The 12,063-nt window shown below is 63.0% G+C and carries 10 protein-coding genes; 6 read left to right on the top strand and 4 right to left on the bottom strand.

What is annotated here, in order from left to right:
- Positions 1 to 112 precede the first annotated feature (112 nt).
- Entirely contained in the window at positions 113 to 2,560 is a 2,448-nt protein-coding gene (locus N2603_RS35325) for an arylsulfatase (RefSeq protein ID WP_260385763.1), read from the top strand.
- Positions 2,561 to 2,618: 58 nt separating this feature from the next.
- Here N2603_RS35325 and N2603_RS35320 read toward each other — a convergent pair whose 3' ends face one another.
- Genes N2603_RS35320 through N2603_RS35310 form a run of 3 tightly spaced genes read right to left on the bottom strand, consistent with a single transcriptional unit; the run spans position 2,619 to position 5,540 of the window.
- On the bottom strand, positions 2,619 to 3,617 hold the full coding sequence (locus N2603_RS35320; protein WP_260385762.1) for an SIS domain-containing protein: 999 nt from the start codon (positions 3,615 to 3,617) through the stop codon (positions 2,619 to 2,621).
- Between the two features lie 11 nt (positions 3,618 to 3,628).
- Positions 3,629 to 4,597 carry an N-acetylmuramic acid 6-phosphate etherase gene (locus N2603_RS35315; RefSeq protein ID WP_260385761.1) on the bottom strand — a complete coding sequence of 323 codons (969 nt, stop codon included), beginning with the start codon at positions 4,595 to 4,597 and terminating at the stop codon, positions 3,629 to 3,631.
- Positions 4,598 to 4,616: 19 nt separating this feature from the next.
- Positions 4,617 to 5,540, bottom strand: coding sequence for a glucosamine kinase nucleotide-binding domain-containing protein (locus N2603_RS35310; RefSeq protein WP_260385760.1), 924 nt, complete (start codon positions 5,538 to 5,540; stop codon positions 4,617 to 4,619).
- A gap of 118 nt (positions 5,541 to 5,658) precedes the next feature.
- Between N2603_RS35310 and nagA the strand changes: the two genes are divergently transcribed.
- Both nagA and N2603_RS35300 read left to right on the top strand, forming a co-directional pair.
- Entirely contained in the window at positions 5,659 to 6,837 is a 1,179-nt protein-coding gene (nagA, locus tag N2603_RS35305; RefSeq protein WP_260385759.1) for an N-acetylglucosamine-6-phosphate deacetylase, read from the top strand.
- Positions 6,838 to 8,064, top strand: a complete 1,227-nt coding sequence (locus N2603_RS35300) for an aspartate kinase (protein ID WP_260385758.1) — start codon at positions 6,838 to 6,840, stop codon at positions 8,062 to 8,064.
- A 38-nt stretch (positions 8,065 to 8,102) separates the two neighbouring features.
- Here the strand turns inward: N2603_RS35300 and N2603_RS35295 are convergent, their stop codons facing one another.
- Positions 8,103 to 8,930 carry an AraC family transcriptional regulator gene (locus N2603_RS35295; protein WP_260385757.1) on the bottom strand — a complete coding sequence of 276 codons (828 nt, stop codon included), beginning with the start codon at positions 8,928 to 8,930 and terminating at the stop codon, positions 8,103 to 8,105.
- 128 nt (positions 8,931 to 9,058) lie between these two features.
- Here N2603_RS35295 and soxC point away from each other — a divergent pair, with 128 nt between their 5' ends.
- Genes soxC through N2603_RS35280 form a run of 3 tightly spaced genes read left to right on the top strand, consistent with a single transcriptional unit; the run spans position 9,059 to position 12,058 of the window.
- Positions 9,059 to 10,300, top strand: coding sequence for a sulfite dehydrogenase (gene soxC / locus N2603_RS35290; RefSeq protein WP_260385756.1), 1,242 nt, complete (start codon positions 9,059 to 9,061; stop codon positions 10,298 to 10,300).
- Positions 10,287 to 10,853 (top strand): c-type cytochrome, encoded by a 567-nt coding sequence (locus N2603_RS35285; protein WP_341850459.1) that lies wholly within the window; start codon positions 10,287 to 10,289, stop codon positions 10,851 to 10,853. Before soxC ends, N2603_RS35285 begins: the two co-directional genes overlap by 14 nt.
- A complete protein-coding gene (locus tag N2603_RS35280; RefSeq protein WP_341850458.1) occupies positions 10,832 to 12,058 on the top strand; it encodes an MFS transporter in 1,227 nt (408 codons plus the stop codon). Before N2603_RS35285 ends, N2603_RS35280 begins: the two co-directional genes overlap by 22 nt.
- Positions 12,059 to 12,063: the final 5 nt, after the last annotated feature.

Raw genomic sequence — 12,063 nt, 5'->3', positions numbered from 1 at the left:
CCAAACGGCGGGGTCGGTATCATGCTCCGCAGTCGTTGATTCAAATCAATCTGCTGGTCCCTGGCACTGTCAATGTTTGCGACGCGTTGGTCGTTCTTGGGGAGTGCTCGCAATGGGAATCCCTCGCAGCGCATTTGCAGGCGCATTCGTATTGGCCTTGGGCTGGACTCCGTCAGCTGCGCAACAGGTGATAGGCACTCCAGGCTCCGCTGATGCCACGACCACCATCACCGGCCAGCAACTTCCGTCGCCGCCGCCAAAGTTTGGCGGCGTGATCAAGGAAAAGGCCGTGGAGTCGAGTTCGTGGTGGGCGCCGCGGATCGTGCCGCCGAAAGGCGCGCCTAACGTGCTGCTGATCATGACAGATGACCAGGGCTTCGGGGCGCCCAGTACCTTCGGCGGCGTCATCCCTACGCCATCGATGGATCGCATCGCCAAGGCGGGGGTGCGATACACCAACTTTCATTCCACGTCGCTGTGCTCGCCGACGCGGGCAGCTCTGATCACCGGCCGTAACCATCACTCGGTCGGGTACGGTGTCGTGGGTGAAATCGCAACCGGGTACCCGGGTTACGACTCGATCATACCGCTCGATAAAGGCACCCTTGGCACGATTCTCAAGGAGAACGGCTACGCGACGTCGTGGTTCGGCAAGGACCACAACACGCCCTCCTATCAATCCAGCCAGGCCGGGCCATTCCATCAATGGCCGAATGGAATGGGTTTCGAATATTTCTACGGCTTCGTCGGCGGCGATGCCAGCCAGTGGCAACCGAACCTGTTCCGCAACACGACCGCGATCTATCCGTTCCTTAACAATCCGGGCTGGAATCTGGAAACAGCAATGGCCGATGAAGCCATCCAGTACATCAAGCAGCTCAAGGAGGTTGCGCCGGGCAAGCCGTGGCTCGTCTACTACGTGCCGGGTGCCACTCATGCGCCGCATCACCCCACGCCCGAGTGGATCAAGAAGATCAGCGACATGCACCTCTTCGACGAAGGCTGGAGCACGGTGCGCGAGAAGATCTTCGCCAATCAGAAGCGGCTCGGCATCATGCCCGACAACGCCAGGCTGACACCGTGGCCAAAGGGATTGCCGGAGTGGGATTCCCTGAACCTGGAAGAGAAAAAGCTCTTCATCAAGCAAGCCGATATCTACGGCGCCTACCTTGCTTACGCGGATCATGAGATCGGACGCGTGATCCAGGCCGTGGAAGACCTCGGCCAGCTCGACAATACGCTGATCATCTATATCGGCGGCGATAATGGCGCGAGTGCCGAGGGCATGGTGAACGGCACGCCCAATGAATTCACGACCTTCAATGGCGTGCCTGTGCCTGTGAAAGATCAGTTGCTCTGGTATCCGTTCTGGGGATCCGAGCGTACGTTCCCGCACTTCGCCGCGGGCTGGGCATGGACGATGGATACACCGTTCAAATGGGTGAAGCAGGTGCCGTCGCATTTCGGTGGAACGGCTCAGGGTGTGGTCATGTCATGGCCGGGGCACATCAATGACGCCGGGGGCATCCGCAAGCAATTCCACCACGTCATCGACATCGTGCCGACGATTCTGGAAGCGGCCGGCATCCCGCAGCCCGAGATGGTCAACGGCATCAAGCAGGATCCCATTGAGGGTGTCAGCATGGCCTATACGTGGGAAAAGGCGGCCGCAGATTCGGCAACGACCCACAAGACCCAATACTTCGAAATGCTGGGCAACCGCGCGATCTACCAGGACGGCTGGGTGGCTGCGACCACGCCCGCGACCCTGCCTTGGGAGTTGAGCACCGCGACGCCGCCGGACGTCATCACCGGCTACAACTGGGAACTGTACGACGTGCGGGAGGATCCCACCCAGTTCGACGACCTTGCGGCAAGGATGCCGGACAAGCTCAAGCAGATGCAGGATCTCTTCTATGCCGAAGCGAAGAAGTACAACGTCCTGCCGCTCGACAACTCGACGCTGGCTCGTTGGAATACGCCACGTCCGAGTCTCACCGCTGGCCGAACGGAATTCACCTACTCCGGCGAATTGATCGGCACGCCGGCCAGCGCCGCGCCGAGCATCCTGAACAAGGCTTATGCCATCAGGGCGGAAGTGGAGATCCCGCAAGGCGGCGCCGAAGGCATGATCGTCACCCACGGCGGCCGCTTCGGCGGCTATGGCCTGTTCCTGAGCAAGGGCGAATTCGGCGCCGGGCGCGGCAAGGTGGTGTTCCTGTACAATCTGCTCGACCTGAAGCGCACGACATGGGAGGGCCCCGAGCTCGAAGCCGGGAAACACACCATCGTCTTCGAGTTCAAGCCCGAAGCGCCCGGTCTTGGCAAGGGCGGCACCGGCGTCTTGTTGGTCGATGGTAAGGAGGTGGCGCGGAATACTCTGGAGCATACCACGCCCGTGACCTTCCCAGAGGACGAGACCTTCGACGTCGGTCAGGACACCCGCACGGGCGTAGCTCTGCTGGAGTACCGCTATGAGCCGCCGTTCAAGTTCACCGGCAAGCTCAACAAGCTGACGTTCAAGCTCGATCCGGAGCCCACGACACAAGGGAAGAACTAGCGGCCGCTCACCCTGCGACGTCGGGATCCGGGTCTGGGCGCGCTGGCGCTTTCGGCTGTCAAAACGTCTCGGTAATCTTGCTCAGGCGGGGGGGACGATCCGGGTCAAATCCGCGGGCGCATGCCGCCTGCTCGATCATCCGATAGGCCGGAACCAGCATGGTGATCGCGTCGGTGGCAGGGTCGTCCTCGGCCAGCCAGGGCAGCGAACCATGCGGTCCGCCGCAGAGATGCAGCGCGAACTTCTGCTCACGCAATTCCTCTGCAAGTGCGTCCACGCTGGCCGCAGTTTCATCCATGAGGCGCATCATGACAACGGGCGTGCGTGACGAAAGCGCGGCACGTGGCCCATGCTGCAGTTCGGCGGCGCTCAAGCCGATGGAGGGAAGGCGCAGGATTTCCGAAAGCTTGAGCGCGATCTCCCGCGCCGAGCCCAGGGCCAGGCCTCGAGCTGCCACAAACACGGCCGACGCCTTGACGAGATCATCGGCAATCCCGGACCAGTCGAGCGCGAGCGCACGGTGCAGGCGTTCGGGCAGCCGGTCGAGGGCTGACCGCAGCGCACGATCCTGCGCCAGCTCGGCAACCAGTCCGGCACCGGCGGCCATCGAGCCGATGACGGTCTTTGTCGCCGCAACTGAATGCTCCTGGCCGGCTTCGATCGGAACGACGAACTCCGCTTCGTCAGCCACCGGCGACGAGGTCGTATTGACGATGGCAATGGTGCGGGCGCCCGAAGCGCGCGCCGACCTTGTCGCCGCGACGAGATCCGGGCTGCGCCCGGATTGCGAGATCACGATGAACAACGCATCGCGCAGCATCAAGGGTGTGCGAAATGCCGTGATCACCGAGGGGGCACTTGCCGAAACGGGGAGGCGAAGCCGCGTCTCGACAAGGTATCTCAGGAAAACTCCGGCATGCCCGGAGCTTCCCCGGCCACACACGACGCACAGGGGGGCGGAGCCTATCTCAATTCGCTGCGCGATGTCGCGCGTGGCGGGACGGCCGCGAACGATTTTCGCGACGGTATCGGCGCTTTCCAGGATTTCACTCGCCATCGCGGATGTCATCACGACTTAACCGCTCCGCCCTGCTTGCCTGCCGCCGGTGCCTTGGGATGCCGATCACGATGCGAGTCCCGATCCGAGTTCCGATCTCTGGCGAGCTCGGCAAACACGCGCCGGAGATTGCCGTCGCCCTCCTTCAGAATGGTTTCGGCATCGGCCCTGTCGACGCCCAGCGCCAGAAGGACTGCCGTCTTGACGTCTCCTTCGGCCTGCTCGAGCGAGCGTGCCGCGCGCACCGGATCGCAGTCGGCGATTTGCGCCACCATGGCCTCGGCGCGCCGCTTCAGCTTGGCATTGGTCGGCGGCATGTTCACCATCATGCCGCGATACACTCGGCCAAGACGCAGCATGATCCCCGAGGAGATCAGGTTGAGCACAACCTTCTGCGCAGTGCCCGCCTTCATCCGCGTGGAGCCGGCGATCAGCTCGCGGCCGGTCTCGATCAGGATGGGAAACCTGGCCGATGCCAGCAGTGCGGTGCCAGGATTGTTGGCGACACCGACCGTCACGGCACCGCAGGAGCCGGCCTCCTGCAGCGCCGCGACCGTGAACGGCGTTGTCCCGCTGGCGGCGACCGCAATCACCACATCATGCGCTGTGAGCCGCGTCGCATTGATCTGTGCGACCGCATCATCAATGTCATCCTCCGCGCCCTCGATGCTGGTGACGAAGGCACTGTCTCCGCCGGCGACGACGAAGCGGACGCGCTCTTTGGGCCAGGCGAAGGTCGGCGTCAGCTCGGCGCCGTCCTGGACCGCCACGCGCCCCGAGGTGCCGGCGCCGACATAGACAAGGCGCCCGTGATCGCCCAGCGCCTCTTTGGCAGCTTCAGTCGCCGCGGTGATCGCGGGGAGAGCCTGGCCGATCGCAGCGACTGCCGCAAGCTGCCCCTCCCACATCGCTTCCATCGCCGTGGCCAGCGACCATGCATCAAGGTCGGCAAAGCGGGGATCGACTTCTTCGGTGGCCATATCGTTGATCCATGCGCCATCAAACGCGGAACTTTGAAGCCGGCTCATGCTCGGTTTCCATTCTGGGTAGTGTAAGCCGCCCTCGCGCCACCAGTAACGCGCCGGCCGCCGCATCGCCGTCAGGACGCTTCAGGCGGGCGCGCAGGTCGGGCGTCAGCCAGGGCGTAATGGCTTCTGCGAGCCCACCCACCAGCGAGAGCCGGTCGATTCCTCTCGCCAGGAATAGATCGAGCAGATCGCCAATGGCATCGGCCGCGCGTTCGACAATGCGACGGCCGACCGGATCACCCTGGTTGGCGTGCCGCATCACGATCGGTGCAAATGCGGCGTAGTCTGCGGCTCTGGCTTCTTCGGACCAGGCCACCGCCTGATAGGGATCATCATCGAATGCGCCCAGCACCTCTGCAAGCAATGGCGTCAACTCGCCGCGGCGATCCGCGGCCCGCAGCGCCAATCGGACAACCTGCAGGCCGATGTCGGCGCCGCTGCCTTCGTCCGACACGGGAAAACCGTAACCGGCGAGACGGACCTCGCGGCCGTCGACCAGGCCGACACCGACCGAGCCTGTGCCGGCCACGACAATGGCTCCGTCCGCGCCGCTATGGGCGCCAAGACAGGCCGCGAGGCCGTCGCTGATCAAGTTAACGGACGCAAAGGGATGCGCGATCTCGCTGAGCGCCGATTTCGCGCCCCGGCGGCCAATACCGGCAAGGCCAATTCCGGCGTGCATTTGGGCGAAATCCTCACGGCTCAGTCCGGCCCGTGTCGCCGCCGCTTCGGTGGCCTCCATGATGGACCGCCAGGCCTTATCGACGCCGATCCGCGTTGTGGCCGGTCCCGCGTTCGCTTCTCCGAGCGTCTTGCCGTTTTCGTCCTCGATCCGGGCGCGGCAGTGGGTTCCGCCGCCATCAATGCCGAGATACGTGGTACCTTTTGTTCCCATGGAAAGTTAACGCGAAGGTTTCGCTTGGGGTCCGCACAAGGTCCCCTTGGCGTACATATGAGCTCTTGTGCGAGATTCGCCTCACGAGTCCGTGACGGCCATTCCCGGATCGATACAAATGGGCCACTCTGGTTCTGCCTCTCTCACGATTGCTGCACAGCACATCTTTGATGGCATCGACATGCGCGGGCCGGGGTCGGTCAGGATCGCGCAGGGACGGATTGAAAGCATCAGCTTCGGCGAGACCGCGGGAGCGTCAATCCGCCTTTCCCGAGATGCAATCCTCGCCCCCGGCTTCATCGACATCCAGGTGAACGGAGGCGGGGGCGTGCTTCTCAACGACCAGCCAACCGAGGCCGGCGTTCGCGGCATCGTCGAGGCGCACCGCAAGGCCGGCACCACGGGCTGCTTGCCGACCCTCATCTCCGATCGAAGCGAGGTCATCGAACGATTGGCTGCAACAGCCGAGGCGTGCCTCGAAATTCCCGGCGTGCTCGGCTTTCATCTGGAAGGTCCGGCCCTCAACAGGTCCCGCAAGGGCATTCACCCGGACGCCGAGATACGCGTGCCCGATCGGCGCGACCTCGCCGCCATCAAAAGTTTCGGGGACCGCGGTCGCTCCATTGTGACCTTGGCCCCGGAATGCGTGCCCGCGTCCATGATCGATGAATTGATCGCCGCCGGATTGCGTATCGCGGCCGGTCACAGCGACGCCACCGCAGCCGAAATCGGGCAGGCGGTCGATCGCGGTGTCTCGGGGGTGACCCATCTGTTCAACGCCATGTCGCAGTTGAACGCCCGGGAGCCGGGCCTGGTGGGCGCCGCGCTGGGCGATGACCGGCTGTTTGCAGGAATCATCTGCGACGGCATCCACGTCGACCCCACCGGTTTGCGTATTGCCTTCCGCTGCAAGGGACGCGATCGATTGATGCTGGTCACCGATGCCATGCCATTGGCGGGCACGAACGACCGGCAATTCATGCTTCAGGGCAGGGAGATCACGTTGCACCACGGTCGCCTGACTGGCCGGGATGGCACACTCGCGGGCGCTCACCTCACCATGATCGAGGCGGTCCGCAACGCAGTTGCGCTCATCGGAATCTCACTCGTCGATGCCCTCATCATGGCGTCCCGGACGCCCGCTTCATTTCTGGGCCTTGGCTCCGAGCTTGGACGGATCGCGCCGGGATACCGCGCCGATCTCGTCGCCTTCAATCCGGATTTTGAGGTTGTCGACACCTGGATAAGCGGTGTCGGTTCGATGGGCGAGGCGAGCAAGGCTTCCGAGCGAGGTTAGATGCGCAACCATCCCGTCATCGTGCAGAAATATGGTGGTGTCTGCCTGGAAACACCGGCGAAGATTCGCGCGGTTGCGCGCAGTCTCGCCGACCTCTACGGCCGCGGTCATCGTGTCGTGGCGATCGTCTCCGCCATGGGCACGACCACCGACCAGTTGATTCAGATGGCTCATCAGGTCAGCCCGGCTCCCAACCGCCGCGAGCTCGATATGCTGCTGACGACTGGCGAGCGCATCAGCATGTCCCTGATGAGCATGGCGCTTTCCGATCTCGGCGTGCCTGCGATCAGCTTCACCGGCAGCCAGGCCGGCGTGATGACCGACGACTCCCATTCCTCCGCACGCATTCTGGATGTACGGCCCATTCGCGTGCTCGAGGAGCTCGATCGCGGACGCGTCGTGGTGCTGGCAGGATTCCAGGGTGTGAACCCGGCGACCAGGGAAATCACCACGCTCGGCCGGGGCGGCAGCGACACCACGGCCGTCGCGATGGCCGCTGCGCTGAAAGCCGAACGCTGTGAAATCATCAAGGAGGTCGACGGAATTTGTTCGGCCGATCCGCGCATCGTGCCGGACGCAAGGCCCCTGCGGCACGTGGACTTCGCATCCCTGTCGGAGATGTGCTTCTGGGGTGCAAAGATCCTGCATTTTCGCAGCGTAGAGCTGGCGCAAAGTCAGGATGTGCCTCTGGTCCTCAAGCAGTGGGGTGGCGCCGGGCACAGCACGCAAGTGATGAAAGAGGTTTCAGGCATGGAAAACGGGAAGGTTCTCGCCGTCAACTCGATCGCTCGTATTGAGCATGTGGAAATCGATTCCAGGGATCTCAATCACGGTTTCGAGAAACTCGCGCAGCATCTCAAGCAAAACAGCCTGTCGTGGCCGCAGCTCCTTGCATCACACTTCGCCGCAGGAAAAACCAGCATGACCGTGGCGTGCGATACGGAGTGGTTGGATGCCCTGTTGCGCACGCTGGACCACGCCAAGGACCTGCGCAAGCAGCGCGAAGCCTCGAGCGCGGTGAGTCTCACCTGCTTCGGCGGCATCTCGTCGGAATTGCCGTTCAGGGCGTTGCAGGTCCTTGGGGCTCAGGGGATTGTCCCTGACAGGTACGTGTTGTCACCGCATTCGGTCAGCCTGTTTGTCCCCGTGGAGAGCAGGGAAGCCGCGGTGAAGGCTTTGCATTCGCTGGTTCAGCAGACAGGGCAGGAGCAGTTGCAGAGAGAGTGAGCGAGACCCGTCGCGGCTTCGGACCCTCCGGTCAGCTTTCATGCAGTCCGCGCACCATCTGATCGGCTTAGATTGCGTCTATACTGCAAGGGACTAACGCTCATTTCCGAGCGGAACATGAATATAAAGGCTGAGGCCGACGAGTAGCCGAGACGCAACGCGATCTCCGTAATCGGGAGGTCGCTGCCCAGCAATTCGATGGCCTTGAACAGGCGGACACGCTGGCGCCACGCGCGCAAGCTCATGCCGACTTCACTCTCAAAGTGCCGGGTCAGGGTTCGCGCGGACATTCCGATCTCACGTCCCCATTTGTCGGCGTGGCGAGGATTGGCGGGATCGGCATAGAGGCTCTCGCAAAGTGCGAGCAAGGAGGGGTGGGAAGGCCATGGCAGTGCTCCCGCGATCGGCGTCGCTCGCCGCAACTGATCGAGGATGAGTGCGGTAACGCGGTTGGCGTAGCGACGATCTTCTCGTTTGAGCGAAGCGGCCTCCACAATGAGCGCCCGCAGAAGTGCCGACACATGCATGACGGTGGTTCGGGACGTCATGCCGCGGCTCGCGACGTCGGCGACCCACAGGCTGCGAAATTCCGCGCCCATCAGGGATCCGACCGAGTGTGCCGTGCCGGTCGGCAGCCAGACGGCCTGCTCCGGCGAAATGACGAGGCTCCTTCCATTGGCGTTGACTGTGAGCGCACCCGCAATCGCGTAAACGAGTTGACTCCAGGTGTGACTATGCTCGGCGAAGTAGCTTCTCGGAGGCAGCGACTGCACCCGAACGATCATGGGCCTGGGTGATCCAAGACCCGGCGGAGCCTGAAGCAGCTTCCAGCCAATGGTCTTCGGCGATTGACGCTTCATCGACATAAATTGGCATTTTGTCGAGGGAAAGACCAGCGCTCTTTTCCTAGGCTGCGGCAATTGACGCCGCGCCGGTTCGGCTGACGTTGGTCGGCATTATCCGCGCCACCGCAATGACAAAGGGGGATGGAGCTATGAGCGTCAGTCGACGACAAATTCTGGCGTCGGGAGCGGCTCTCGCCATCGGCGGCTTGTCCTCCACGAAATCCGTCGAAGCGCAAGCTGGCAATGTCCCGCTGGATGTTCCGGGATCGATGCATGAGCAGGGCAGGCCAGTCCTGTCGCCAGCCTACGGACTGCCGTCGAAATTCGAGAAGGATGTTGTTCGACGCATTCGCGAGCCTCGCGCCACCGACACCGAGGCCTTCAGCGTCACGCCGTTGCAGAACCTTCACGGCATCATCACCCCGAATGGGCTGGTGTTCGAGCGTCATCATGCCGGGGTGCCCGAGATCGCGCCCGATCAGCATCGCTTGCTGATCCACGGCTTGGTGGAGCGGCCATTGATCCTGACGATGGACGATCTCCTGCGCTTTCCTGCGGTCACCCGCATTCACTTCCTGGAATGCTCCGGGAACAGCTCCACTGAATGGAAGAAGTCCGGCTATCACTCGGTTCAGCGCACACACGGGCTGCTGTCCTGTTGCGAATGGACCGGCGTGCCCCTTTCGACAATCTTGGGCGAGGTCGGACTGAAACCGGATGCCAAATGGGTCCTGGCCGAAGGCGCCGATGCGGCCGCCATGACCCGCAGTGTGCCGATCGAAAAAGCGCTCGACGATGCGCTGATCGTCTACGCCCAGAACGGAGAGATGCTCCGGCCGGAGCAAGGCTATCCCGTTCGGCTGTTCCTGCCCGGATTCGAGGGAAACATGTCGGTGAAATGGCTGCGTCGCCTGAAGGTCGGCGATCGTCCATGGCACACGCGAGAAGAGACTTCGCGTTACACCAACCTGCTCGCAAACGGCAAGGCGTATCAGTTCGCGTTCGAGATGGACATCAAGTCGGTCGTGACCTTTCCGAACGCGGACCGCAGCTTCAAGGCTCCAGGGTTTTACGAAATCTCGGGAATTGCCTGGTCGGGACGCGGCCATGTCACGCGCGTCGACGTTTCGGTCGACGGCGGTGCCACGTGGCATCGGGCTTCGCTCCAGGAGCCTGTCCTCGACAAATGTCTGACCCGCTTCCGGCTGCCATTCAACTGGCAGGGCCAGCCTCTGGAAATTCAGAGCCGAGCCTACGACGACAAGGGTTGGATGCAGCCCACCCGCTCGAGCTTGATCGCCGCGCGGGGAATAAATCCCCGGTACCACTTCAACGCAATTCAGGGCTGGAAGGTCGCTGTCGATGGAGGCCTCACCAATGCGAGCGCTTAGCGCCTCGGCTGCTCTTGCCCTGTTATTCTTCGCCGGGTCAGCAGTCGCGCAGCAAGCGCGGCTTGACCTCGGAATGCCGGCTACCCCGGAACAGATCCGCGGGTGGGACATCGACGTGAGGCCGGACGGCGCAGGGTTGCCGCCCGGGAAAGGCAGCGTCGAGCAAGGCGAGAAGATCTATGCCGAGCAATGCGCCGCCTGTCATGGCGAGAAGGGACAAGATCCGGCGAAGGGATTCGACCGGCTTGTCGGGGGCAAGGGCACGCTTGCCACGCCCAAACCCGTACAGACGGTTGGCAGCTACTGGCCCCATGCGACGACTCTCTTCGACTATGTTCATCGCGCGATGCCGTTTCCCGCGCCGCAAACGCTCACGGCAGACGAGGTCTACTCGGTCGTGGCGTACCTCCTTTACCTCAACGATATCGTCCCACGCGACACCGTCATGAACGCGCAGGGCTTGATGAAGGTGAAAATGCCCAACGCAGAAGGGTTCATTCCGGACGGACGGCCCGACGCAGAGAACATGAGATGCAAGACGGATTGCAAATAGCCGGATTTGCGCCGGATGCGTCGGCAAGTGTTCGCCGAGAGCGCGGCAATGTCGTAAGGCTCGCCGTCGCCCAGGCCCTGGCGGGCGCCAATTCCACCGTCGTCTACGCAACCGGCGCCGTGGTTGGCGACATGCTGGCGCCCACCACGGCGCTTGCGACGCTTCCGGTTTCAGTTTTTGTCGTCGGCATGGCGCTGTGCACGCTGCCGGCGGGCGCCGTCGCCGAGCGGTATGGCCGACGTACGACATTCCTGCTCGGTGCAGGCAGTGGCGTCCTCGCGGGCTTGATTGCACTCCTCGCGATAGTCTGCTCGTCGTTCTGGCTATTCTGTGCGGGCACCTTCTTCGGGGGCGTCTACGCGGCAGTTGTGCTCTCGTTTCGCTTTGCGGCTGCGGATTGCGTAGCGGCCGCACGGCGTCCGCGTGCTCTCTCTGCCGTGATGGCTGGCGGCGTGTTCGCCGGTGTGATCGGCCCACAGCTCGTGACACACACCATGAACTTGTGGGCGCCTCATCTCTTTGCTGCGACGTTTGTTGGCCAGGCGGCAGTTGCCGCTCTCTCCGCAGTCATTCTGGCGGGGGTTGAGCTTCCTCCGCTCACTGCGGCTCATTCGAGCGCCGGAAGGCCGCTGGTCATCATCGCGCGACAGCCGCGTTTCATCCTGGCGGTGATCTGCGGGGTCGTCTCCTATCTTCTCATGAACTTCCTCATGACGGCAGCCCCTCTGGCGATGAAGTTATGCGGACTGCCCCAGGAGTCAGCCAATCTTGGGCTGCAGTGGCATGTCATCGCGATGTATGCTCCCAGCTTTTGGACGGGGCGCCTGATCACGCGCTTCGGTGCATCCGTTATCGTGGCGGTCGGGCTGGCGCTTATCGCGGCCTCTTCGTCCGTTGGCCTGCTCGGCATCGACGTCGCGCATTTCTGGGCGACGCTGAGCTTGCTCGGGATCGGCTGGAACTTCGGCTTCATCGGCGCCTCGGCCATGGTTCTGGAGTGTCATCGTCCCGAGGAAAAGGCGCGCGTTCAGTCGCTCAACGACTTCGTTGTCTTCGGCACGATGACGTTCGGCTCCTTCCTTTCGGGCGGGCTGCTGTCGTCCTTCGGCTGGTCGACCGTCCTGATGCTGTCGTTCGCACCACTGCTCGCCGCGCTGTTGGCACTCATTGGCTTTTCATTTCGGCCCGCCGCACCACGAAGTTAGCGTCT

This window comes from Bradyrhizobium huanghuaihaiense, assembly GCF_025200885.1.
GTDB classification, from domain to species: domain Bacteria; phylum Pseudomonadota; class Alphaproteobacteria; order Rhizobiales; family Xanthobacteraceae; genus Bradyrhizobium; species Bradyrhizobium huanghuaihaiense.
The sequence above is the reverse complement of the archived record's forward strand: the minus strand, read 5'-3'. Positions and strand labels throughout refer to the sequence as shown.